The sequence below is a fragment of the Streptomyces sp. NPDC111520 genome (assembly GCF_055635295.1).
Window position 1 is genome coordinate 635,551 of the sequence record NZ_JBVKBW010000002.1, and the last position, 23,964, is coordinate 659,514.

Genomic DNA, 23,964 nt, shown 5'->3' on the forward strand with positions numbered 1-23,964 from the left:
GGGTTCCCCTGGGCGAGGGGGGGGGGGGGTGCGCCGCCACCCCCCCCCGGCCGAGGGTGGGGGGAGTGCGCCGGCGCGGCGCCGACCCCACAACGAGGTGCGAGACCCGCACCAATCGCGCCGGGCAATCGGGAGGGAGGGTGGGAGACAGCCCGCCGCAGGCGCAACGGACCCCCACATGAGACTCGGGCCCCGCAAGGCGGGGCCCACGCGGGAGGCAGGGCGGGGCAGCACGGAACACGTCCCCGGGAAGGATGCGGCACCGGGTGCCCGCGGCGAAAACCAGCAGCGATCCCGGAACGGCGGCACTAGGTTGACGCGGTGCATCCGATCCGCTTCGACGCCACCAAAGGTGACGGCGTTCATGTCTTCCACTACCTCCCCGCCCTCGAAACGCCCGTAACACGCAACTGGCCCGGGCTGTTCGGGGAGTGGCCCGAGGAGCAAACGCCCTTCACCGAATGGGCCGTGAACAACAACAACATGGAAGAGGTCGCGGTCTACCTGGGCCTCGTCTGGCGCCTCACGGCTGGTCTCCGGCGCTTCGCCATCCCGGCCTACTACCGGGAGGATGCCGAGCGCGCCCTGGGGCAAACGCCCCTGCTCGTCGACTGGGAGTACGAGATCGACGCGGAGGGTCTCACCCCGGCCGCGCGCGACAAGGGTTTCGTCAGGGCACGCTCGGCGGTGACTCCACGGCCGGTGCCCGGCCGCGACGGCCGCTGCGACAGCGCGTGCGCCGGGCTGTTCCCCGTGGCGGCGCCACGGGACCTGGTCTCCCTGCTCCATGCGGTCGTCTTCGACGCCTCGTCGGAGATCACGGTCTTCGCTGTCGCGCCAGGTGCCGAACGGCTCGGCCAGCTGACGCAGGCCCTGCGCCGGGACCCCCCGCCCACTCTTGCGGGGCTCCTCCAGGAAGGTGAGGTGTTCGTGGACCTCACGATCGGCTCGGACGTCGGGCAGTACGACTCCATCATGGTGGCCTCGCCCACCGACATCGGGGAGCGGGTCGACGCCCTGGCAGCGGACTACGCGCTCAGGATCACCGCGTACGAGAGCCGTGTGGACGCGTTCACGGGTGTCCCGGACTTCCTGCGGGAGATGCCGCGGCTCGCCGGGGTGGTTCTGAACGACTCCTGATTCGCCTGGCACCGGGGCACGTCACCGCCGTCCTGCCGAAGTCGGCCACGCTGCCCGGCGCGGTCCTTGCCGGATCGACTGGAGCCGGTTGATCAGAGGCTGCAGCCGAGGATCGGAGGCCGACGCGGACACGGGCGGACCCTAACCTCCAGCGTTTGTGCAGGCTGGCCGATGCCGCGACCTGACCGACCGGCGGACATAGGACACCGGCCTCCACAGAGCAGCACTAGGTGCACCACCGCCGACCGGTGCTTGCGTCGCCGGCCGCAGCAGGCTTCGCCGGATGATCAAGGAAGACGACCCGCCTTCGGAGGGCTGACCTGCATCAGGACAGAAGCGGAAACCGCGCCGCAGAACGGCCGAGCACCCTGCGCTCGCTCTCGCTCAGCCCTCGTCGTCCCGTCGCCACCGCCAGGAACGTCAGGTCGTCCCAGTCCAAAGGTGCTGGAAGTCGTTGCTGAAGGAGTGATTCGAAGACAGGCCGCATGACCTGCGACGCAGACGGCACCGTCCATGCGGGCCGTCCCAGCGTCAATGCGATGTCCAGGCCGTGAGCCGCGACTGAGATGACCCGGGTCAGCACCCATTCCTCCAGGCGCATCGCCCCTTTGCCGGAGATCGACACCACACGGTTCAGGTCGTCCCCGCCCAAAGTGGTGATCGTGTCCAGCGTCACCTCTTCGAACCATGACACCGCAGAAGCCGCGGTCAGTACCCTCGCCGCGAACTGCTGAGTCTGTTCCACATTCCGCTGGCGGTAGTCCGAGGTGGCCCGCTCTGGCCGGCGATAGTAGTCGGACGCGCTCATGAGGCCTCCAACAGCCTCAGCCGTGGGGAGCGGACCGTCCAGTCCGAGACTCGCCCCGATGTGCACGACCAGCTCCTGCAGGTCCCACGGAGGGCAGTTGGTCGGCCGACCCCAGTCTTCGGTGCCGAGCTCCCGCAACACCGCAGAAAGCGCCCGGCTCTCCTCGCTCAGGGCCGTCAGCGCCACTTGTTCGACCATTCAGATCCTCCGGCACGCCTCTTGCCCGGGCTGTCCACGCTGATCTTGTCAGACGCGCTCCCGCCGTCCTGGCGGTCGGGAGTCATCAGGCCGAACACCTGACAGCTGGAGAAAACCAGCGCCCCACGTTGCCGCATCGGCTTGTACGACATCGGCGCCGGCGAGGCCCCGGCTGGGTTGCGTCCTGGGAGGGGCTGTGGCGGGGTGGCCCATGAGGGTCGTCCCCCGGCCGAAGGCTGGGGGAGGGCGGGAGGGTGGGGGAGAGGACACGACCCCGGCCACGAACAACCCGCACAGGGGATCCGGGCCCCGCAAGGCGGGGCCCACGCGGGAGGCAGGGCGGGGCAGCACGGAACACGACCCCGGGAAGGATGCGGCACCGGGTGCCCGCGGAGCGTCGTACGCTGGGACACCCCGGCCCGTTCCACGCGTCGGGCTGTTCGCGTTGCCCCGCCTGTCTGCCTCTGGGACGGAAAGCCACATGAGCCTCAACGGTCTGCTCGACGTCGTCGTGGACGACCCCGCGCTCGCGGAGGCGGTCCGCGGCGCAGCGGACGGCAACCGCCCGCACGTCGACCTGGTGGGTCCGCCCGCCGCCCGCCCGCTGGCCCTGGCCGCGCTCGCGGCCCGCACGGGCCGCACCGTGCTGGCGGTGACGGCCACCGGCCGCGAGGCCGAGGACCTGGTCGCGGCCCTGCGGTCACTGCTGCCCGAGGACTCCGTCGTGGAGTACCCGGCCTGGGAGACACTGCCGCACGAGCGGCTGTCCCCGCGCTCGGACACCGTCGGCCGTCGCCTGGCCGTGCTGCGCCGGCTGGCGCACCCCAGCGCGGACGACCCGACCGCCGGCCCCGTGCGGGTCGTGGTCGCCCCGATCCGCTCGGTCCTCCAGCCGCAGGTCAAGGGCCTGGGCGAGCTGGTCCCGGTGGCACTGCGGACCGGGCAGACCGCCGATCTGAACGCGGTCGTGGACGGCCTCGCGGCGGCCGCGTACGCCCGGGTGGAGCTGGTGGAGAAGCGCGGCGAGTTCGCCGTGCGCGGCGGCATCCTGGACGTCTTCCCGCCGACCGAGGAGCACCCGCTCCGGATCGAGTTCTGGGGTGACGACGTCGAGGAGATCCGCTACTTCAAGGTGGCCGACCAGCGCTCGCTGGAGGTCGCCGAGCACGGCCTGTGGGCGCCGCCCTGCCGGGAGCTGCTGCTCACCGACGAGGTACGGGCCCGTGCGGCGGAGCTGGCGGAGGAGCACCCGCAGCTGCGCGAGCTGCTGGACAAGATCGCCCAGGGCATCGCGGTGGAGGGCATGGAGTCGCTCGCCCCGGTGCTGGTGGACGACATGGAGCTGCTGCTGGACGTGCTGCCGGCCGGGTCGCTGACCGTGGTCTGCGACCCGGAGCGGGTGCGTACCCGGGCCGCCGACCTCGTGGCGACGAGCAGGGAGTTCCTGGAGGCCTCGTGGGCCGCGTCGGCCGGGGGCGGCGAGGCGCCGATCGACCTGGGCGCGGCCTCGCTGTGGAGCATCGCGGACGTGCGCGACCGGGCCCGTGAGCTGGGCGTGCCGTGGTGGTCGGTGAGCCCGTTCGCGGCCGACGACGAGCTGGACGCCGACACCCTCAAGCTGGGCATGCACGCCCCCGAGCTCTACCGGGGCGACACCGCCCGGGCGCTCGCGGACACCAAGGGCTGGCTGGCCGAGGGCTGGCGCGCGGTCTTCGTCACCGAGGGCCACGGCCCGGCCGCCCGCATCGTGGAGGTGCTGGGCAACGAGGGGATCGCCGCCCGCCTCGACACGGGCCTGGAGGGCCCGGTCGAGCCGTCCGTGGTCCACGTGGCGTGCGGTTCGCTGGAGAGCGGCTTCGTCGACCCGGCCCTGCGGATCGCGGTCCTCACCGAGACCGACCTGTCCGGCCAGAAGTCCTCCACCAAGGACATGGGCCGCATGCCGTCCCGGCGCCGCAAGACCATCGACCCGCTGACGCTGCAGGCGGGCGACTTCATCGTGCACGAGCAGCACGGCGTCGGACGCTACGTGGAGATGGTGCAGCGCACCGTGCAGGGCGCCACCCGCGAGTACCTGGTGGTCGAGTACGCCCCGGCGAAGAAGGGCCAGCCCGGCGACCGGCTCTTCGTGCCCACCGACCAGCTGGAGCAGATCACCAAGTACGTCGGCGGCGAGGCGCCCTCGCTGCACCGCCTCGGCGGCGCGGACTGGACGAAGACCAAGGCGCGGGCCAAGAAGGCGGTCAAGGAGATCGCCGCGGACCTGATCCGGCTGTACTCCGCCCGCATGGCGGCCCCCGGCCACACCTTCGCGCCGGACACCCCCTGGCAGCGGGAGCTGGAGGACGCGTTCCCGTACGCGGAGACCCCGGACCAGCTCACCACGATCGCCGAGGTCAAGGAGGACATGGAGAAGTCGGTCCCGATGGACCGGCTGATCTGCGGCGACGTCGGCTACGGCAAGACCGAGATCGCGGTGCGGGCGGCCTTCAAGGCGGTGCAGGACGGCAAGCAGGTCGCCGTCCTGGTGCCCACCACCCTGCTGGTGCAGCAGCACTTCGGCACCTTCTCCGAGCGCTACTCGCAGTTCCCCGTGGTGGTGAAGGCGCTCTCCCGCTTCCAGACCGACTCCGAGGCCAAGGCCGTCCTGGAGGGCCTGCGCGAGGGCTCGGTGGACGTCGTCATCGGCACCCACCGGCTGTTCTCCTCGGAGACGAAGTTCAAGGACCTGGGCCTGGTCATCGTCGACGAGGAGCAGCGCTTCGGCGTGGAGCACAAGGAGCAGCTGAAGAAGCTCCGTGCCAACGTCGACGTGCTGACGATGTCCGCGACACCGATCCCGCGCACCCTGGAGATGGCGGTCACCGGCATCCGCGAGATGTCGACGATCACCACCCCGCCGGAGGAGCGGCACCCGGTGCTGACCTTCGTCGGCCCGTACGAGGAGAAGCAGATCGCCGCCGCGGTCCGCCGTGAACTGCTGCGCGAGGGCCAGGCCTTCTACATCCACAACCGGGTGGAGAGCATCGACAAGGCGGCGGCGCGGCTGCGTGACCTGGTGCCGGAGGCGCGGATCGCCACCGCGCACGGGCAGATGGGCGAGTCGCAGCTGGAGCAGGTCGTCGTCGACTTCTGGGAGAAGAAGTTCGACGTGCTGGTCTCCACGACGATCGTCGAGTCCGGCATCGACATCTCCAACGCCAACACCCTGATCGTGGAGCGCGGCGACACCTTCGGCCTCTCCCAGCTGCACCAGCTGCGCGGCCGGGTCGGCCGCAGCCGTGAGCGGGGTTACGCGTACTTCCTGTACCCGCCGGAGAAGCCGCTCACCGAGACCGCGCACGAGCGGCTGGCGACGATCGCCCAGCACACCGAGATGGGCGCCGGCATGTACGTCGCGATGAAGGACCTGGAGATCCGCGGCGCGGGCAACCTGCTCGGCGGCGAGCAGTCCGGCCACATCGCGGGCGTGGGCTTCGACCTGTACATCCGCATGGTGGGCGAGGCCGTCGCCGACTACCGGTCGGCCCTGGAGGCGGGCGGCGGCGAGGCCGAGGAGGCCCCGCTGGAGGTCAAGATCGAGCTGCCGGTCGACGCGCACGTCCCGCACGACTACGCGCCCGGCGAGCGGCTGCGCCTGCAGGCCTACCGCGCGATCGCCTCGGTCAACTCCGAGGAGGACATCAAGGCCGTCCGCGAGGAACTCACCGACCGCTACGGCAAGCTCCCCGAGCCGGTGGAGAACCTGCTGCTGGTGGCCGGGCTGCGGCTGCTGGCCCGCCGTCTCGGGGTCGGCGACATCACCCTGCAGGGCAACAACGTCCGCTTCTCGCCGGTGGAGTTGCGCGAGTCGCAGGAGCTGCGGCTCAACCGCCTCTACCCGCGCACGGTGGTGAAGCAGGCGGCCAGGCAGATCCTGGTGCCGCGCCCCACCACGGCGCGGATCGGCGGCAAGCCCGTGGTCGGCCGGGAACTGCTGGCGTGGACGGCGGAGTTGCTGACCGCGGTGCTGGACGGCTGAGGCGGCCGCCGCCCCCGGGGACGCGACAGGGCCCCGTCCGCGCGAGGTCGAGGTGCGCGGACGGGGCCCTGTCGTTCCGGGGGCGCCGCGGGGTTCAGCCCAGCAGGCGCCGGAGGTTCAGCCGGCCCCACAGCAGGCTGGTGGCGAACGACAGCACCATCACCGCCAGGACGAGTCCGACCAGCATCACACCGGCCACCGGCCCGCTCAGGTCGGGCGAGACCACGCGGTGCACCAGCTCCTCGACGAAGAGCACGTGCACCATGTACGCGCCCAGCGCCGCGCCGGCCAGCTGCTTCAGGCGCGGCCGGAACCGCTCCGGGATGTTGACCCGGCTGACCAGCAGCAGCACGCAGACGCTCATCGCGGCCACGAACGCGTGGGCGTTGGGGATCACGTAGTGGACCCGCGTGTTGTACCAGAGGCACGCGGCCATGGTGAGCGGCAGCAGCACGATCAGCCACCGGCGCCACGGGACGGCGCCGGCCGGCAGGGCGAAGAGCATGGCGCCGCCCACCGCGTACACCAGGGAGTAGGTGCCGAAGCCCCAGGCCACGGGGGGCAGGTCGGTGTGGGTCAGGTCCCCGACCAGGGAGAGGACGCTCGGCAGGACCGCGATGCCCAGCAGCGCCGCCCCCAGCCCCCAGGGCCGCTTGCCGTCCTTGATCAGCATCGCGAAGGCGAGCAGCACGATGATGGGGATGTAGTTGTACATGAACCACAGGTGGTAGGCGGGCTGCACGGAGCCGATGAGGGAGTCCCTCGCGAGCTCGGTCATGGGCCGCTCGTTGCGGTCCCGGAGCCACGCCCACACCAGGTAGATCGCCGTCCACGCGAACAGCGGCACGGTGTTGCGGACGATGCGCTTCCACATCCGGGCGCTGTCCCGCGGCGGCGCGCCGACCAGCACCGCCCAGCCGGCGATGGCGAAGTACATGGGCACCGCGAAGGGGTTGATCGCCTCGGCCACGTGTCCGGCCCAGTAGGAGCCGGCCCCGTGGGACGCGTCGTTCCCGGTCGAGCGGATGAACTGGGAGCCCACGTGGCCCAGCATGACGGTCGCGGAGCACAGCAGCCGCATCAGGTCGATGTCGTAGCGGTGTTCCCGCGCGTCGGCGGAGTGTCCGGAGGAAGCGGAACTGCGCTGCAACGGCAGGCGCACGGCTGTTTCATTCGACACCGCGTGATGATCGGGCACGCGGGTGTCGCGGAGCCCAACGGATGCCCAACTCTCCGGGTCCCGGCGGTATCGGATGGGTCTCGGTCCGGGTCGGCGGGGACGGTTGTCCCCACCTGTCCGCGGTTGTCCGGGTGCCGGTGGCGCCCGGCCCGCCGGCAGGCCCGTTCACCGCCGGTTCGCCCGGACGTGACGGGCGGTTGGTCCCGGGTCACCCCGACGGCCCGTCCCTCACTCCTTCGAGTGCCGTTGCCCGGCGGCCGGGAGGTGCCTGCGGCGCCGGGTCCCCTTGGCCGCCTGGGGTTTCCGTCCCGGCGGGGTGTTCGGGGGCGTCCCCGGCCGGTTTGCCCGGCGCGGGGCGCCGGGCTAGCGTCCGGCATCGCTGGACGGATCGTCCGGTGTGAATGGACGGTGCCGGGTTCGCCGGCGCCGCGCCGCGCCGCGCCGGGGTGGTCCGTCCCGCGCGCCGATGACTCCGGGCCCGGGGATCCGCCGCCCCATCCCCCTTTCCGAGGACGGATCCCCGGGACCCGGGCCCACGACCGAGCCCCGGAGGAAGACGTGCCAGGACCCCACCCGCCCGCCCGGTGCCGCGCATGACGCACGGACCCTGGGACCTGCTCGCCCGCGGGGGACTGGACGTCCTGGCCCTGCTGGCGCTGGTCGGCCCGCTCTACCGGCGCGGCTGCCCGGCCCCGCAGATGCCGCTGGTGCTGACGTCCCTCAACGTCGGGCTGTTCGCGGCGATGAGCGCGATGGGCGCGGGCGCGTTCCCGGCCGGCGTGGGCTTCGGGCTGTTCGGGATGCTCTCCCTGGTCCGGCTGCGCAGCACCGCCTTCACCGCCCGGGACGTCGCCTACACCTTCACGGCGCTGGTGATCGCCCTGTGCGGGGGCCTGCCGCAGCGGGAGATCTGGCTGGTCGTGGTGCTGGACGTGCTGGTGCTCGCGGCCGTCCTGGTCGTCGACGACCCGCACGCCCACCGGCCGACCCGGGTGGTGCGCCTGACCCTGGACCGCCTGTACGCCGACCCCGGGGCGATCCACCGGGAGGTCGTGCTGCGGTTCGGCCAGGAACCGCTGGCGGTGCTGGTGGACGAGGTCGACTTCGTGCGCGAGACGACCCGGGTGTCGGTCCGCTACCGCGGCGACTCGCCCCTGGGCTGGGGCCTGCCGGACGACGGGACGGTGCCGTCCGCCGGGCGGAGCGGCCAGGACGGCCTGCTCGAGAGCAGGCTCGTGTGACCGGCCCGGGGCCCTTCGCCGAGGAGCTCGGGCTGGCCCGGCTGCGCGGAGCGGGCCTCGCCGAGGTCGACGCCGCCGCGGCCCTGCAGCACCGGGTCGACCGCAAGTACCTGCTGCCGGTCCTGTCGGCGCGCTGCCTGGTCGCCGCCCTGGCGCCGACGCACCACGTGCTCGACCTCGGCGGCCGGCGCACCACCGGCTACCGCAGCACCTACTTCGACACCGCGGGGCTCGGCGCCTGGCACGCCCATGTGCAGGGGCGCAGGCGCCGCTGGAAGGTCCGCACCCGGCTCTACGTCGAGGACGGGCTGTGCCGCGTCGAGGTCAAGACCAAGGACGGCCGCGGTGCCACGGTCAAGCACGCCCGCACCCTCGCCGCCCGGGAGTACGGGCTGATCGGCGCCGGCGCCGCCGCCTTCGTGGACGACGTGCTCGGCGGCGCCGGGGTCCCGGTCCGGTCCGGGCTGCTCTCCCCCGCGGGGGAGATCCGCTACGTCCGCGCGGCCCTCGCCGACCTGACGGCCGGCAGCCGGGTCACCCTCGACGGCCGGCTGACCTGCCACCGCGGCCGGGCGACGGCCGCCCTCGACCACGGCTTCGTCCTCGTCGAGACCAAGGGCGGTCCCCGGCCGGGCACCGCCGACCGGTTGCTGATGGGCCTGGGGGTCCGGCCGCTGCCGCTCAGCAAGTACGTCGTGGGACAGGTCCTGCTCGTCCCCGGCCTCCCCGGCAACGACGTGCGCCGCCTGGTGCGGCACTGCTTCCACGCACCCGCGCGCCCCGAACCGGCCGGGCCCGCCCGGTGAGCACGGCCCGCCGCAGGGCCCCGGCCCGCCCACGGGCCTCCCGTACGGGCCGGCGCTACCCGGCCGTCACCGTCGCCGCGGCGGCGGCCGTCGTCCTCGGCCTGATCGGCACCCACGCCACCGCGCCGGCGGCCCCCGGGGCGGCCGGCGCGGTGCGGCGGATCGGGCAGGACCCGCCGCCCCCGCTGTTCTCCGACGCCGAGCTGCGCGGCTGGACCGCACGGCTGGACGGGCAGCGGAAGGCCGCCGACGCGCTCTACGCCCGGTGGCGGGCGGAACACGGCACCGCCCGCGACGACCCGGCCTTCGTCCGGTGGGCGGCGAGCCGGGTGCCCGGGCCGTCCCCGGAGGCCGTACGCGCCGCCGGGCTCGGGCAGGTCCGCGGCCTCGCCCGTACGCGGACCGCCGCCGGACGGAAGGCGGCCGGCTGGCTCGCCGCCCACGGGGAGCGCGACATCTGGCTCCTGTACCTGGAGGACCAGCGCGCACTGATGCCCCGCGCCGAGGGCGAGGCCGCCCGGGCCCGGCTCGACGCCGCGTTGCGGCTGGCGGGGACGATCAACGACCGGCTCGCCGGGCACTACCGACGGGAGCGCCCCACCGTCCTCGACCCGGCCCTGCGCCCGGACCGGACGGCCGCCCCGGCCGCCGGCTGTGCCTGCGCCTACCCGGCGGCGCCCGCCGCGCTCTCCGCCGCGGCCGTCGCCGTGCTCACCGCCCTCGCCCCGCGGCGCGCCGCCGAGTACCGCTGGATGCAGGCCCAGGTGGCGCACGGCCGGCTCTACACCGCCGACCACCTCCAGGCCGACCTCCTCGCCGGTGCCCTGCTCGGCTCACTGACCGGCGACTACATCCGGGCGGCGGACAGCGCGGGGAGGAGTCGCGCCTGACCGACGGCACCCCCCGTGACCTGCGGCGGGAACGCGTCTCCACGCCGGATTCACCTGGACGCCACCCGCCGGCAGCCGGTCTTCACCAGGTTCGCACCCCCCGCCCCCCATGGTGTCCCATAGTCTGCCGGGGCAGGTGAAATCGGACAGCGACCGGAACGGATCCATGCACATCGCCGTCTTCGCCGAGGCGCCGGAGGCCGCGGGCCCCGCCACCGCGCTGCGCGGCGCCGACCCCCGCGACGAGCACGACGCGGGCCGCCGGGCGGACACCCCAGGGGCAGCGCTCCTCCACGGCGAGGCCGGCGCCCACGAGATCCCCCGCGGCGAAATCGCGGAAACGGGGTACACGGAGGTCCAGGAACTGTTCGGCACCACCCGGTTCGGAGAGCTGATGAACCTCGCGTCGAGGCCGGCGGGCACGGACCGTCCGGCCGCCCGGCCCGCCGGTCCGCGGCCCTCCGTGCCCGCGACGACGGACCGGACCGCGGACACACCTGCCCGCGGTGCCCGCGCACCGCACCACCATCCGACCCCCGAGCCCGGCCGGACCCCGGCCGAACTCCGCGAGCGCACCCGGGAGTGACCGCCGATCTCCGCCCAGACGACCACCGCCGCCCCCGTCCTCACCACCGGTCCCGCGACCGGGACGAGCGAGGCGTCCACCGCGCCCGCGTCCCGGCCGCGTGAGCACAGACACGACATCGACCTGCTGCGCGTCCTGTGCTCCATCGGTGTCATCGTCTGCCACGCCGCCGGCCAGCTGCTCAACGCCGTGGGCCGGGAGCCATCCGGCGGCCGGCCCGTCTACTGGACCGGGCTCGTCGCGGACGGGCTGACCCGGTGCGCCGTGCCGCTGTTCTTCGCGATCGCCGGCTGGGTCGTCCTGGTCGGCGCGACCCCCCGGGACGGTACGCAGGTCCGCAGACGGCTGACCCGCATCGTGGTGCCGATGGGCGTGTGGACGGCCGCGTACCTCGTCTGGGACTGGATCCGGGACACCAACTCCCGGCCCACGCATCGGCTGGCCTTCGAATCGCTGTTCGGCTCGATCCAGCCCGCCTACCACCTCTGGTACCTGTACGCGTACGTGCCGGTGATCCTGCTGCTCTCGCTCGCCGCGCTGATCAAGGCGGGGAAGCGGCCCTGGGCCCTGGGCGGCCTGCTCGTGGTGCTGGCCATCGCGCCGACCTTCCTGGGCGACGTCGGCAAGCTCCTCCACGTGGGCCTGCCCGACTTCGAGTGGAACCTCTCCCCGTACCAGGTCGCCTACGCCGCCGCCGGCTCCGCGCTGCTCGCGCTGCCGCTCGCGGCCACCACCGGGCGCCGTCGGCGCCTGAAGTGGCTGGCGTGCGGGATCTGCGCGTGGGCCGCGGTCGTCGCGTACGAGCACTGGGTGCACTACCCCTCGTCCTACGCGGGCCTGGCCGTGCCGTTCCTGGCGGGCGCCCTGGTGATGGCCCTCAACCGGATCAGCATCCCCGAGCGCTTCCGTCCGCTGGTGTCCCGGCTCGGCGGCGCGGCCTTCGGCGCCTACCTGGTGCACCTGATGTTCCTGCGGGCGCTCGCCCCGCACCTGGTCTCCGCCGACGCCGGCTGGCCGGGCGCCGTCGTCATGATCACGCTGCTGGTGACCGGGACCGTGGTGCTCTCCTTCGCCGCCAGCCTGCTGTGGGCACGCCTGCGGCTCACCCGCTGGCTGGGCTGACCCCCGTACGGCGTGCCGCCCCGGGCCGCCGGCTCCCTCCGAGGGGCCGGCGGGCGCGAACGAAGGGGCGCCGTGTCGGTGACACGGCGCCCCTCACCGAAGGACCGGGTTCCGGCGGAGGTTCAGCCGAGGAGGGTCTTCAGCTTCGCCACGTTGTCCTGCGTCACCTTCCACAGCGCCTCCTGGCGCCCGTGGACGTCGGCGACCGCGGCCGACAGGTTGTCCAGGATGCCGATGGAGCGCTCCGCGAGGACCGCGCCGAGGTCCCGGTCGTGGACCGAGACGCCCCACTCGGGGCGCTCGATGTCGGACAGGAAGTACGCCATCTTCGGGTGCGAGATCAGGCTGATGATGGGCGTGCCGCAGCCGAACGGGATCATGCCCGCGTGGCCGCGCATGCCGATCACCAGCTTGGTGCGCGCGAAGGCGGTGCGCAGCTGGTCGGTGTCGAAGTCGTACATCGGCTCGACCGGCATCGAGATGCCGTACTCACGCCGCAGGTCGAAGACGAAGCGCTCGTCGTCCAGGGCGTGGGCGGCGTAGCGGACCTCGGCGTGCTTGCCGATGGCGCGGACCGCGGTGGCCATCTCCCGCAGGAAGTGGTCGTAGTCGTGGCCGAAGCGCAGCCCGGCGCGGTCGTAGGCGCAGTTGATCAGCACCGTGTCGTCGCGCCGCACCGGGTCCTGCCAGCCGGGCACCAGCTGGCGGGAGACGGTGGTCGGGCAGGGCTGGAAGAGCACCCGGTCCTGCAGCTCCGCGGGCAGCAGCGCGCGGACCTTCTCCACCGAGCCGTGGTTGCGCAGACCGAAGAACGCCGACTTGGAGACCAGCAGCCGCAGGCTCTCCTCGAAGCGGCGGCGGGTGTACGACTGGCCGTCGAAGGCGTTGTAGCCGACCGCGAAGACCGCCAGCGGGACGTCGATCTTCTCCAGCAGCCGGTCCGGCACGTTCCACTGCCAGGCGCTGTTGCCGTTCGGCGAGGTGTCCGGGATGAACAGGCCGCCACCGCCGATGACCAGGCCGCGGCGGGAGTTCACCCGCTCCAGGGCCGCCTCGTCGAAGAGCTTGTGCGCGTGGATGGAGTGCCAGCTGCGGTCGCCGGTGTCCGGTCCGAAGCACAGCCGGACGGTCTCGGGCAGGATCTTGTCGCCCGCGTTGCCCTGCCGCTCCATGTAGAACGCCACGTGCGCCAGCTGCTCGGAGGGCGTGCCGGGCTCGGCCGGGCGGGCGGCGATCGCCTCCGCGCGCTCGTACGAGATCCGGCAGGCGCGGTCGCTGACGTCCGCGTTGAGGCCGGCCAGGGCGTACTCGCGGGAGGCAGCGTTGTCGCCCAGGATCCACGCCATGTTCGCCAGCCGGCCGAAGGGGCGGGCGGCGGCGGGGGCGTGGGACGTGGAGAGCAGCAGGTGGGCCGTGGCCTCCTCGTAGCGGGAGGTGGCCATCAGGGCCTGGCCGAGCAGCTCGTGGGAGCGGCTCGCGTCGGCGGGGATGGGGGAGCGGCTGAGGATCTCCACCGCGTCCTCGTACCGGCCCTTGGACAGGTAGGCCTCGGCGACCTGGCGGACGCCATCGTGCAGGCCCTCGCTCGCGACGAGGTGGCGGCCGAAGTGGATCAGCAGGTCCGGGTGCTTCTCGTCGGGCAGGGCCAGGAAGCGCTCGACGAACTCCGCGTGCGAGAGCTCGTACTCCTGCCACGCCGCCTCGGCGCCCGAGTAGCCCTGCTCGCCGCCGTTCCACGGCTTGTGACGGCCGGTGAAGTGGAGGATGACGACGTCCTCGTCGCTGGGGGAGCGGTCCCCGGACAGCCGTCGCTTCACGAAGTTGTAGCGCGGGTCGATCTTGACGAACTTGCCCACGAGCAGGGCGTTGAGGATGCCCTGGTCGTGCTTGTCCAGCTCGTACGTGCCGGCGGTCCCGACCGCGTCGATCTGCGCGCAGAACTCGTCGGTGAGGTACTCCTTCTGGATCACCAGCAGGCCGCTGTTGAGCTTGGACCGGTCCATGAAGAACTGCGCCACCGCGCCGACGCCGTGCCGCATCCGCAGCAGTTCGCTGATGTCACCGAGGACGACCATGTCGGTGTCGAGGGTGACGATCGTGTCGTAGTCGCGGATCCGGAAGACGTCGAGGATGAAGTACGCCTTGCGGACCAGGTAGTTCTCCGGGTCGCCCTTGACGAAGTCGTCGTAGCGCTCGGGGACCACGCGGCGCATGACGACGCGCGGGTGCAGCTTGCGGATCTCGGTGATCGAGGACGGCTGCAGGTCGTCGTAGAGGACGATGAAGTCCTCGCAGAGACCGGGGTTGGTCAGTGCCAGGCTGCGCAGCAGGGTGAGGAAGCCGGGCAGGTAGTTCTCGTCGACGTACGACGCGAAGGCGACGCGGCGCTTGCCGGTCAGCGTCTCGCTCCGGGGCGCCGGAACCGGGACAGAGGCGGTCATCGGAGCGATATCCTCATTTCAGTGACGTCCTGGGCGCGGGCCATGACCCAGTCCTTCTCGTCCGAGTAGCCGTGCGCGCTGGCGATCGGGAGCTTCATCGCTTCCTGGAGGCGGTAGGCACCGGTGTCGTAGAAGTCGAACCCGATGAGGTCGATCTTCGGGTTGACGTCCAGGAAGTCCAGCAGCCACAGCATGTTGAAGCCGCTGGTGGGGATGGACGGCATCGCGTCCTCGTCGATCCTGCCGATCTCGCGCACCGGCCAGCGCAGCGTCCGGTCGCCCACGTAGCGCTGGGCGCCGGGGACGAGGCGGCGGCGGAGCGAGTTGCGCCACTGGTGGTGGATGCCACCGAAGACCAGCCGCGTCTCGACCTTCTTGTCCCAGTTGAAGTTGTGCATGTGGATCGTCGCGTGGATGTCGGTCCTGGCGCCGGTGGCCGGCGCCTCGATCCGGTAGGAGTTGAAGCGGACGACGAGGTCGTAGGCGTCGATCTCCTGCCCCATCGTGCCGTTGGCCACGCGCTGGGAGTTGGCGACCAGGCAGATCGTCTTCCCGGCGATCAGGTTGCGGAAGTCGCTGAGGCCGACCATCTCCGAACCGGTCAGCCCGGGGTCCGCGATCGGGTCCAGGTCGCGCAGCCGGCGGTCGTCTGCGTACAGCTTGAGCAGCTGGGTCGAACCGGCCAGCCGGCCGCGGTCCCGCTCCAGACGCAGGCTCACGTAGTCCGTCAGCGCCGCGCGCACGGAGGGCGCGGGGCGCTCCTGCTCGGCCATCGCGACCAGCGCGGCCACGAGCCGGGGCTCGGCGCGCTCCCAGTCACCCGCGTCCTTGAGGGCCAGGCCCTCCGCCCACAGGTCGGTGTCCGGGACGCCCGTGAACTCGCCGGCGCCGGGGGTCTCCCGCTGGAGCAGGTCCAGCGTCTCCGCCAGGCGCTCACCGCTCTCCTGGAGCTTGGTGATGCGGCCCGCGATGTTGAGGTCGTCCTTGGGGGTGAGCGCCAGGAAGCGCTCGTACGCCGCGATGGTGGCGGCGTCGTCGCCGAGCGCGTCCATCAGGCGCGCCCGCAGCCGCCAGCCGGCCCGGGACTGCTTGCGGACACCGAGGACCGCCTCGGTGATGCGCGTCGCGAGCCGCAGCTCGTCGGCGCCGCGCACGTCCACGGCCTTGTTGCCCACCTCGAGCAGGGCGTCGAAGACCTCGGGGTTCGACTTCGGCCAGGTGCTCTTGCCGCCGGTGATCGCCGCGGCGTCACCGGGATCGGTCATCGCGGCCGCGTACTGGGCCAGCAGTTCCCGGATCGCCTCGGCGAGCTGGCCCTTCTTCGGGTCCAGGTTCTTGACGAGCTTGCCGCCGTGGACCGCGCAGGACCGGACGCACTCGGCAACGGAAACCGAAGCGATCGGAATATCCGCCGCCGCGGCGTTGTCCAATCTTTTCTCGAGCCATCCAGCCCGGAACTTGACCATGCTGCTCCCAACAATGACACGGCCGCTGGGGAGAACTGCATGGGTTTCCCGCGCGGATCAACAGACTCCGCCCGGGCGCCTCGACGCACATGGACACGCGCACGGCACATGGGGCGGAGGCGATCACGATAGGGAGCGGATGTGACGCCCGGGTGAACGAGGGCCCAATCCGATGCGAACGGCACCGGCAGCGGGCGGGGAGCACGTGGGGGGCACTGCGGGCGACGTGCGGAAAAGCGGGAGTTCGCATTCCGTATTCCCTGCGTTCACCTTGCGGAAGCATTTCCGACGCCCGGTCTGGATCTAGTCCGATACGCTTGTCCCCCGGCGCCGTCCGGGGGGCCGGAGTCCGTGGCCCGCATCGAGATCGTCTGGATTCCCAGGTGCCCAAACTTTCGGTAATCGTTCCCTTCCGCAATATTCAGGCATACGCACCCGACATGTTGTGCGGGCTTGCGAACAACGCGGGACCGGAAACCGAGTTCATCCTCGTCGACGACCAGTCGACGGACGGCACCCCGGAGGTCCTGGAGCACTGGGAGGGCCGGCTGCCGGGGCTGAGGGTGATCCGGCACGAGGTGAACAAGGGTGTCGCCCAGTCGCGCAACACCGGACTGGACGCGGCCCGCGGGCAGTACGTGACCTTCCTGGACGGCGACGACTGGTACTCCCGCGGCTACCTCGACGAGCTCGTCGCCGGCATCGAGCGGCTGGGCTGCGACTTCGTGCGCACCGGGCACGTCAAGGCCACCGGCACCGAACGGGTCGTGCACCGCCCGCCGGCCAGGCGCTGGGACGCCGTGCTCGACCCGCGCGACGCGATCACGCCCGCGCACGTGTCGACCATGGTCGACTACCCCTTCGTGTGGGCCGGGATCTACCACCGCCGGCTCTTCGAGGACGGCGGCATGCGCTACAGCACCGCCCTGCGGACCGCGGAGGACCGCGAGTGGGTCTGGCGGCTGCACCTGACGGCCGAGTCCTTCGCCGTGATCCGCCCGCTCGGGGTCTTCTACCGGCGCGGGGTCAGCGACTCGCTCACCCAGATCAGCGACGGCCGGCAGTTGGACTTCATACCCGCCCACGACGCGATACTCGAGGACGTCCTCGCCGACCGCGAGGCCGACCGCTTCCTGCCCAAGATCGTCCGCACCTACTGCGCGCTGATCGCCTTCCACATGTCCAACGCGCGGCGCTACGACCCCGAGACCGGCCGGCAGCTCAAACGGCAGTCCGCCGCGGCCCTGGCCCGCATGCCGCAGGACGTGCTGGACCGGACCCTCGCCGAGATGGACATCGAGCGCGCCGGCGTGCTCATGCGGCTGCGCGCCGACGCGCGGAAGGCGGCGTGACGATGACCCTGCCCATGGCCGAACGGGCCGAGGAGAGCATGAACCACGACCGGGCCCAGATCTTCGAGGTCTCGACCCTCTACGGCGCCGCGACGCTCGCCGCCGCCCTGGACGCCGGCGCCTTCGGGCCCCGTACCGGCACCCGGCGCGTCCTGCTGGTGAGCAACAACGCCCCGATCCCCGAGACGGTCGTCCAGCTCTCCGACATGCACGGGTACCAGCGGATCGTCACCCGCTTCGACGAGGTCGTCTCGTGGAACGAGGTGATCCACCCGCACCGCCCCTCGAAGTGGGAGCCGGTGGAGGAGGAGAGCTCCATCTGGCAGCGGCTGTTCCGGCAGTCCTGGGGCCTCGGTGACGTGCCCGTCGAGCTCGTGGTGGAGTCGATCCAGGTCAACCCGGCACGCGCGCTCGCCACGATCTTCGCCGAGAGCGCCGTCCACGTGTACGCGGACGGCCTGATGAGCTACGGGCCCACCCGCGAGAAGCTGCCCGGCCCCCTCGGCAACCGCGTCCAGCGGGTCCTCCACCTCGACCTGGTGCCCGGACTGCGCCCGCTGTTGCTGGCGGAGACCGGGGCGGAGCCCGAACTCGTCCCCGACGACGCCTTCCGGGCCGTGCTCAAGGAGATCGCCGTCGAGGCGGCCGACGACCCCCGGCTCACCGGGCTCGCCGAGGACCCGCCGACCGCGGTGCTGCTCGGCCAGTACCTCGCCGCCCTGCGCATCCTCACCCCGCAGGAGGAAGAGGAGTTGCACGTCACGATGGTGCGCGGCGCGATCGCCGCGGGGCACCGCTCGATCCTCTTCAAGCCCCACCCCACGGCGCCGGCCGGCTACTCCAGGGCGATGGAGGAGGCCGCGGCGGCGGGCGGCGCGCGGCTGCGCGTCCTCGACGGCCCGCTGCTGGCCGAGACGCTGTACGAGGTCTGCCGGCCGCGACTGGTCGTCGGCTGCTTCTCCACCGCGATGCTCACCGCGAGCGCCTACTACGACGTCGAGATCGCACGGGCCGGGACCCGTCTGGTGCTGGACCGGCTCACGCCCTACCAGAACAGCAACCGCGTCCCGCTGACCATCGTCGACCACCTCGTGCCCGACGTCTCCGTCCCGGACGCCCAGGGCGGCGCCCCCGGGCAACTCCCCGCGCTCGTCCGGGCCGTGGGCTTCTGCATGCAGCCCAAGATGCACCCGGGGCTGCGCGAGGAGGCCACGGAGTGGCTGCGGGAGAACCTGGGCCCGGACACCGACCACTACTTCCGGCGCCGTCGCCTCACCGCGCTCGGGCTGCCCGGCGGCGGGCCGCTCAGCGCCGGCCAGCGGCTGCGCGGCAACACCACCGTGCGCCGCATGGTGCGCGTGGCGCGCCGCCTCCGCTCCCGCGCCGGACGGTAGGCCCCGGGCCCTGTCGCGCGCCGGCTCCCCCGGCTCACATGCGGGGGAGCCCATGGGACGACCGGGCCTAGCGGCCCACCTGCCCCAGCCAGGTCAGCGTCCGCCGGACCTCCAGGGAGAAGGGGTGGTGCGGGCCGTGCACCCGGTCGGAGTCGTAGAGCAGACGTGACAGCACGTCGTGCGCGGCCATGCGGTCGCCCACCGACAGCAGCAGGTGGCCGATGCGGCGCCGTACCTCCAGCGGCAGGTCCGGGTCGGTGGCGCGGTACTGCTCGAAGGAGGGCAGCAGCGCCCGGTACTCGGCGAGCGCCGCCGGGGCCTCGCCCAGCTGCTCCAGGCACTGGGCGGCCTCGTAGCGGTACTGCAGCGACTGGCGTCCCGACGGCCCCGACTCGGCGGCCAGTTCGTCCGCGAGCCGGCGCAACTCCGGCAGCGCGCGGCGGTACTGGCCGTCCTCCATCAGCGTGGCCGCGTACTGCTTGCGCAGCATCCGCACGACCGGTGACTGTTCGCCGTGCTTCTCCGCGGCGGCCGGCAGCACGCCGCCCAGGATGTCGACGGCCTGCGTGATGCGGCCCGCGTCGAGCAGCCGCTTCACCTCGTCGACGGCCTCCGCGATGCCGTGGCCCGCCGGGGACGCGGTCGCGGCCGGGGAGGGGGTGTGCTGCGGCGGGGCGGCCGGCCGGTCCGGCCAGGGGGCGAGCGGGCGCAGGAAGGGCCGGGTGGGGTCCATCGGCCCGAGGGGGCGGTGGACGGCGCCGGGCAACGGCAGCAGCGGCGCGAGCCGGCGGTAGGCCTCCTGGGCGTCGGCCGGGCGGTGCTGCGGGTCCTTCGCCAGCAGTTGCAGCACCAGCGCCTCCAGCGGCTCCGGCACCTCCGGGCGCACCTGCCGCAGCGGCACGGGCTGCTCGTACAGGTGCCGGTGGAGCACGCCGAGCGCCGTGGCGCCCGCGAACGGGACGGTGCCGCTGACCAGTTCGTGCAGCAGCACCCCGAGCGCGTACAGGTCCGTACGGGGCCCGACCGCGCCGCTCATCGCCTGCTCCGGCGCCATGTACGCGGGCGTCCCGATGGGGGTGCCGGTGTGGGTGAGCCGGGTCGTGTCGGTGTCCAGCACGGAGGCGACCCCGAGGTCCAGCACGACCACGGCGCCGTCCGGACGCACCATCACGTTGCGGGGCTTGAGGTCGCGGTGGACGATCGGCACCGCGTGCACCGCCGCCAGCACGGCGCACAGCTGCGCGGCGACGGCGACCGCCCACGGCCAGGGGTAGGGGTCGTGCTCGGCGAGGTGGTCGGCGAGGTCGGCGCCCTCGACGTACTGCATGACGAAGTACAGCTCGTCGGCGTCGCTGCCCGCGTCGTGGACGGTGACCAGTCCCGGATGGTCGACCTGCGCGGTCACCCGGCACTCCCGTACGAAACGCCGGCGCAGCTCGTCGGCGTCGGCGCCGCCGGCCACCTTGTCCGGGCGCAGCAGCTTCACCGCCACCCGCCGGTCCAGCCGCCGGTCGTACGCGGTCCACACCTGGCCCATGCCGCCCTGGCCGAGGACCGTGGCCAGCTCGTATCGGCCGGCGACGATCCGTCCGTTCACTGACCGCCCTCCTGCTTGCGCAGCAGGTCGCTCAGCTCGTCGAGTTCGGCCCGCACCTGGTTGATCCGCGGCTGGTGCGGGGGCACGGGCGACTGCGGCGGCGGGGCCTGCGGCGCGGGGGGCGGGGGCGTGCGGTACGGGTTGTAGTCCGCCGGCGGCTGCGGCGGCCCCGGCTGGTGCGGCGGCGGGTACGGCACGGTCGTGGCGTACGGCGGGTAGCCGGGGACCCCGCCCCCCGCCCGCTGCAGCGCGAGGTCGGCCACCAGGTAGTGGACGCCGACCAGCGGGACCAGGGCGATGACGGTGAGCAGCGCGGCGTCGGTCCAGTGGCTCGACTCCGGCAGGACGCCGATCGTCGCGAAGGCGGCGATGCTGACCGCGGTCCCGGTCCAGAAGAACACCCAGTCCATGGTCCGGCGCCGCCGGACGGCCAGGTGGAGGAGCGGGAGGCAGGACAGGAAGCCGCAGCTGATCGCGGTGATCGTGAGGAAGACGGCACGGAGTGTGGTCGCCGTGGCCTTGGACTGAGCGGGTGGGTACGGCGGGACCGGGCCGGGGCCGTTCATCACTCTCTCGGACTCCCTGGACATCAGTGCGGGGGACAGCTGCGGTGGTATCGCGAGAGTATCCGCCGCCGCCGACGGCCTGTCACCGGATCCCGTAACTATTCGGGACGCACCGTGCCGTCGGTCAGTCCGTCGTAGAGCCCCTGCACCAACCGCTCGCCCAACTGCCCCGCCAGTCGCATGGCGTCCTCGAAGGCGGCCAGGGTGCGGAAGCGCTCCCCGTACCGGCGTTGGTCGGCCGGCGGCAGCCGCGGCACCTGGAGCCGCCGGACGTCCAGCCGGGTCGCGGTGGAGGCGTAGCTGCTGGCCTGACGGTTGTTGGCGGTGCCGCGCAGGAAGCCGGCGAGGAACCAGGGGTCCAGGGCGGCCGGATCGGGCCGCAGCAGGTGCAGGTTGCGTCCCAGGGCCGCCCCGGCGGTGGCGGCGTCGACGACACGGGCGGCCGAACCCCGGCCGAGCACGGGGACGACCACGTCGCCCTCCCGCGTCAGGACCGGCTCCTCCTCGGGCGGTCCCTCGGGCAGGGTGCCGCTCGGCGGGCCGCCGCCGAGGACGTCGTGCTCGGTGAGCACCGCGGGGCCGCCATCGGGGCCGGCGCTCCCGTTGCCGCCCGCGCGCAGCACCAGCGCCCCGGCGCGGGCCAGTTCCCCGACGGTGGTGAGCGGCCAGCGGGCGGGCTCGGCCGCCCCGGCGGGCGCGGGGGCGAGTTCGGCGCTGCGCAGCAGGGTGGCGGCCAGCCGGTCGCGCACCCCGGCGAGTTCGGCCGCCCCGCCACCCGCGGCGGGCGGCGGCAGGTGCCGGGCGGGGGTCAGGTCCACGTCGTCGTCGAGCAGGTCGATGACCTTCAGGGCGCGGCTCACGCCTGGCCGCTCCTCCGTGGTGCCGTGCCGGTCGAAGGACTGCCATGCGTCCAGCACGGTGGCGCGCACCGTCTGCCAGGGCACCTTCTCGCCCCCGGGGGCGGCGTCCTGAGATCCGGCGGTGTCGACCAGCAGCAGGTGCGGGGAGGCCGGAGTGCCGGCGCCCGGCCTGCGCAGCACCCACAGGTGGAGCGGGATGCCGTACGGGGGCGCGGCGCCGGCCGGGAGCGCGACCACGGCGCGCAGGGCACCGCGCCGCAGCAGGTCGGCCCGGATCCGGCGGCCGGAGCGGCGCGAGGCGGCGGCGGGCGGCATCAGCAGCACGACCGTCCCGCCCTCCCGGACCCGGGCCAGGCAGTGCTGCACCCAGGCGAGTTCGGACTCGGTGCGGGCCGGGAAGCCGTACTCCCAGCGGGGGTCGTAGGCGAGGTCCTCGTGGCCCCAGTTGCGCTCGTTGAACGGCGGGTGGCAGAGCACCGCGTCGGCGGCGAGCCCGGGGAAGGCGTCGGCGCCCAGAGTGTCGCCGCCGGCCACCCGCACCACCGAGGCCGGGTCGGAGTGCAGCGCCAGCCGCAGCGCCGCGAGCGCGGCCAGGTCCGGGTCGGCCTCCTGGCCGTACACCTCGTGCGGGGCCTCGGCGGCACGCAGCAGCGTGCCGGTGCCGCAGGCGGGGTCCAGCACGGTACGGGCCGGGCCGGCCAGCGCGGCCATCAGCTCGGCCGGCGCGGGCGGGGTCAGCGTGTACTGCCGGGGGTTGGCGTCGAGGTAGCGCCCCAGCAGGAACTCGTAGGCCTGACGCGGTCCCATTCCCGCGGCGAGTTCGGCGGCACCGCCCAGCAGTTCGGCGTCGACAGGGGCGCCGGGGCCGAACCGCCCGCCGAAGTGCCGTTCGAGGACGTCCCGTACGGCGTCCACGGCGTCCCTGGTGTCCCCGGCGGCCACGGCGTCCCCGGTCTCCGGGACCGCCGTCCGGGGGCCGTGGCCGCGGCGTTCACGGACCAGCAGGCAGACGGCGCCGGCCTGCCGGAGCGCGGTGGCGGTGCCCGCGGGGTGGGACTCGGCCCGCTGCCAGACCCGTTCGCGCAGCGGGACCTCGGCGAGTTTGCCCTGGGCGCGGAGCCAGCCCTCGACCTCCCGCAGCGCGAAGGCCGGGCTGGTGTCGGTGCCCCCGACCGGCTTGGGGAAGTCGGCGTGCCTGCGGCGCCAGTTGCTGACGGCCGCCCGCCCCACCCCGGCCAGCCGCGCGATCCCGGCGGCGGTCACCTCGCTTGCGTTCTCCGGCACCTGGCTGGCTCCCTTCCCGCGGGGTGCGGCTGTGGTCACGAGCATAGCGGTGAACGTGAAATCCGAGCATTCACGTCGTGAATTCATGTGAACCGAATACTCGTGTTGACTCGGTTCACAGCTCATGCTGTGATTGACCCACCGGTTCACGGAGTCCCAGGGGCGTTCCGCCGGCCCGCAACCGTCATCCACACGCTGTCCACCAAGGGGGACGACTCTCATGACCACCACTCGCGCCGCGCTCACGGCCCTCGGCTGCCTCACCGCCGCCCTCACCATGGCCGCCTGCGGCCCGCTCGGCGGCGACAAGGCGGAGCCCGCCTCCACCGCCCTGGCCGACCAGCCGGTCGCCGCCATCGGCAAGAAGTCCGTGGCCGCCATGAAGTCGGCCTCGTCGATGACCGTCGACCTCGACGGCGTCTCCGAGGGCGAGCCGATGAAGTTCCACATGACCATGAGCAGGACCGGCGACTGCAAGGGCGACGTCACCGTCGAGGGCGGCAACGTGCGGCTGGTCAAGGTGGGGAAGGCGCTCTACATGAAGGGTGACGACGCCTTCTGGAAGTCCCAGGGCTCGGACGGCGCGGCCGCGCAGGACTTCATAGGCGACCGCTGGATGAAGACCAAGGCGGACGCCCCGGACAACAAGGACTTCATCGAGGCCTGCGACCTGAACAAGTTCCTCGCCGAACTGGAGAAGGACGCCGACGGCGACCTGGGCGGGAAGAAGGGGAAGCCCGCCACCCTCGCCGGCACGCCCGCCCTGCCCGTCGTCAGTAAGGACGGCGCCGAGACCACCACCGCCTACGTGGCCACCGAGGGCAAGCCGTACGTGCTGAAGGTGGTCGTCAAGGGCGGCAAGGAGCCCGGCACCATGCTCTTCTCCGACTTCGACGAGCAGGTGGCGCTCAGCGCCCCGGCGGCCAAGGACACCGTCGACATCGACAAGCTCGCCGGCTGAGACCAGCGGCCACCGGCCACCGGTCACCGGTTGACGGCCACCGGCTACGAT

17 protein-coding genes are annotated in these 23,964 nt (G+C 73.0%); 10 read left to right on the forward strand and 7 right to left on the reverse strand.

Going from position 1 to position 23,964, the window contains the following annotated elements; translation table 11 throughout:
• Positions 1-321 precede the first annotated feature (321 nt).
• Positions 322-1,140 (forward strand): hypothetical protein, encoded by an 819-nt coding sequence (locus ACZ7MY_RS07030; RefSeq protein WP_499600186.1) that lies wholly within the window; start codon positions 322-324, stop codon positions 1,138-1,140.
• A gap of 325 nt (positions 1,141-1,465) precedes the next feature.
• Here the strand turns inward: ACZ7MY_RS07030 and ACZ7MY_RS07035 are convergent, their stop codons facing one another.
• Positions 1,466-2,146: a maleylpyruvate isomerase N-terminal domain-containing protein gene (locus ACZ7MY_RS07035; RefSeq protein WP_499600187.1), complete on the reverse strand. Its 681-nt coding sequence runs from the start codon at positions 2,144-2,146 to the stop codon at positions 1,466-1,468.
• Positions 2,147-2,627: 481 nt separating this feature from the next.
• On the opposite strand from ACZ7MY_RS07035, the gene mfd reads away from it, so the two are divergent.
• On the forward strand, positions 2,628-6,167 hold the full coding sequence (gene mfd, locus ACZ7MY_RS07040) for a transcription-repair coupling factor (protein ID WP_499600188.1): 3,540 nt from the start codon (positions 2,628-2,630) through the stop codon (positions 6,165-6,167).
• 94 nt (positions 6,168-6,261) lie between these two features.
• Here the strand turns inward: mfd and ACZ7MY_RS07045 are convergent, their stop codons facing one another.
• The gene (locus ACZ7MY_RS07045; protein ID WP_499600189.1) at positions 6,262-7,347 is read right to left on the reverse strand and encodes an acyltransferase; all 1,086 of its coding nucleotides are present in this window, start codon (positions 7,345-7,347) and stop codon (positions 6,262-6,264) included.
• A 593-nt stretch (positions 7,348-7,940) separates the two neighbouring features.
• On the opposite strand from ACZ7MY_RS07045, the gene ACZ7MY_RS07050 reads away from it, so the two are divergent.
• The 5 genes from ACZ7MY_RS07050 (at position 7,941) to ACZ7MY_RS07070 (ending at position 11,992) form a co-directional block, all read left to right on the forward strand.
• Entirely contained in the window at positions 7,941-8,588 is a 648-nt protein-coding gene (locus tag ACZ7MY_RS07050; protein WP_499600190.1) for a DUF4956 domain-containing protein, read from the forward strand.
• On the forward strand, positions 8,585-9,394 hold the full coding sequence (locus ACZ7MY_RS07055) for a VTC domain-containing protein (RefSeq protein WP_499600191.1): 810 nt from the start codon (positions 8,585-8,587) through the stop codon (positions 9,392-9,394). The genes ACZ7MY_RS07050 and ACZ7MY_RS07055 overlap by 4 nt, the downstream gene beginning before the upstream one ends.
• A complete protein-coding gene (locus ACZ7MY_RS07060; RefSeq protein ID WP_499600192.1) occupies positions 9,391-10,284 on the forward strand; it encodes a hypothetical protein in 894 nt (297 codons plus the stop codon). The genes ACZ7MY_RS07055 and ACZ7MY_RS07060 overlap by 4 nt, the downstream gene beginning before the upstream one ends.
• Positions 10,285-10,420: 136 nt before the next feature.
• Positions 10,421-10,870 (forward strand): hypothetical protein, encoded by a 450-nt coding sequence (locus ACZ7MY_RS07065; RefSeq protein WP_499600193.1) that lies wholly within the window; start codon positions 10,421-10,423, stop codon positions 10,868-10,870.
• Between the two features lie 6 nt (positions 10,871-10,876).
• Positions 10,877-11,992, forward strand: a complete 1,116-nt coding sequence (locus tag ACZ7MY_RS07070; protein WP_499600289.1) for an acyltransferase — start codon at positions 10,877-10,879, stop codon at positions 11,990-11,992.
• Between the two features lie 122 nt (positions 11,993-12,114).
• On the opposite strand, the gene ACZ7MY_RS07075 is transcribed toward ACZ7MY_RS07070, so the two are convergent.
• Together ACZ7MY_RS07075 and ACZ7MY_RS07080 are read right to left on the reverse strand one after the other, a co-directional pair.
• Positions 12,115-14,433, reverse strand: a complete 2,319-nt coding sequence (locus ACZ7MY_RS07075; protein WP_499600194.1) for a glycosyltransferase — start codon at positions 14,431-14,433, stop codon at positions 12,115-12,117.
• Positions 14,430-15,899, reverse strand: coding sequence for a glycosyltransferase family 29 protein (locus ACZ7MY_RS07080; RefSeq protein WP_499600195.1), 1,470 nt, complete (start codon positions 15,897-15,899; stop codon positions 14,430-14,432). Before ACZ7MY_RS07080 ends, ACZ7MY_RS07075 begins: the two co-directional genes overlap by 4 nt.
• A gap of 383 nt (positions 15,900-16,282) precedes the next feature.
• Between ACZ7MY_RS07080 and ACZ7MY_RS07085 the strand changes: the two genes are divergently transcribed.
• Both ACZ7MY_RS07085 and ACZ7MY_RS07090 read left to right on the forward strand, forming a co-directional pair.
• Positions 16,283-17,251 (forward strand): glycosyltransferase family 2 protein, encoded by a 969-nt coding sequence (locus ACZ7MY_RS07085; RefSeq protein ID WP_499600196.1) that lies wholly within the window; start codon positions 16,283-16,285, stop codon positions 17,249-17,251.
• A gap of 2 nt (positions 17,252-17,253) precedes the next feature.
• On the forward strand, positions 17,254-18,645 hold the full coding sequence (locus tag ACZ7MY_RS07090) for a polysialyltransferase family glycosyltransferase (protein ID WP_499600290.1): 1,392 nt from the start codon (positions 17,254-17,256) through the stop codon (positions 18,643-18,645).
• Between the two features lie 67 nt (positions 18,646-18,712).
• On the opposite strand, the gene ACZ7MY_RS07095 is transcribed toward ACZ7MY_RS07090, so the two are convergent.
• From ACZ7MY_RS07095 to ACZ7MY_RS07105, 3 genes are all read right to left on the reverse strand, one after another.
• Positions 18,713-20,242, reverse strand: coding sequence for a protein kinase domain-containing protein (locus tag ACZ7MY_RS07095; protein ID WP_499600197.1), 1,530 nt, complete (start codon positions 20,240-20,242; stop codon positions 18,713-18,715).
• The gene (locus ACZ7MY_RS07100; RefSeq protein ID WP_499600198.1) at positions 20,239-20,808 is read right to left on the reverse strand and encodes a hypothetical protein; all 570 of its coding nucleotides are present in this window, start codon (positions 20,806-20,808) and stop codon (positions 20,239-20,241) included. The genes ACZ7MY_RS07095 and ACZ7MY_RS07100 overlap by 4 nt, the downstream gene beginning before the upstream one ends.
• Positions 20,809-20,906: 98 nt before the next feature.
• Positions 20,907-22,952, reverse strand: a complete 2,046-nt coding sequence (locus tag ACZ7MY_RS07105) for an N-6 DNA methylase (RefSeq protein ID WP_499600199.1) — start codon at positions 22,950-22,952, stop codon at positions 20,907-20,909.
• Positions 22,953-23,172: 220 nt separating this feature from the next.
• Here ACZ7MY_RS07105 and ACZ7MY_RS07110 point away from each other — a divergent pair, with 220 nt between their 5' ends.
• Positions 23,173-23,913: a hypothetical protein gene (locus ACZ7MY_RS07110; RefSeq protein WP_499600200.1), complete on the forward strand. Its 741-nt coding sequence runs from the start codon at positions 23,173-23,175 to the stop codon at positions 23,911-23,913.
• The last annotated feature ends 51 nt before the right edge of the window (positions 23,914-23,964 follow it).

Coding starts and splice junctions, on each gene's coding strand:
- ACZ7MY_RS07100 (WP_499600198.1), bottom strand. CDS start 20,808: ATGAACGGCCCCGGCCCGGTCCCGCCGTACCCACCCGCTCAGTCCAAG.
- ACZ7MY_RS07075 (WP_499600194.1), bottom strand. CDS start 14,433: ATGACCGCCTCTGTCCCGGTTCCGGCGCCCCGGAGCGAGACGCTGACC.
- ACZ7MY_RS07035 (WP_499600187.1), bottom strand. CDS start 2,146: ATGGTCGAACAAGTGGCGCTGACGGCCCTGAGCGAGGAGAGCCGGGCG.
- ACZ7MY_RS07110 (WP_499600200.1), top strand. CDS start 23,173: ATGACCACCACTCGCGCCGCGCTCACGGCCCTCGGCTGCCTCACCGCC.
- ACZ7MY_RS07090 (WP_499600290.1), top strand. CDS start 17,254: ATGACCCTGCCCATGGCCGAACGGGCCGAGGAGAGCATGAACCACGAC.
- mfd (WP_499600188.1), top strand. CDS start 2,628: ATGAGCCTCAACGGTCTGCTCGACGTCGTCGTGGACGACCCCGCGCTC.
- ACZ7MY_RS07050 (WP_499600190.1), top strand. CDS start 7,941: ATGACGCACGGACCCTGGGACCTGCTCGCCCGCGGGGGACTGGACGTC.
- ACZ7MY_RS07080 (WP_499600195.1), bottom strand. CDS start 15,899: ATGGTCAAGTTCCGGGCTGGATGGCTCGAGAAAAGATTGGACAACGCC.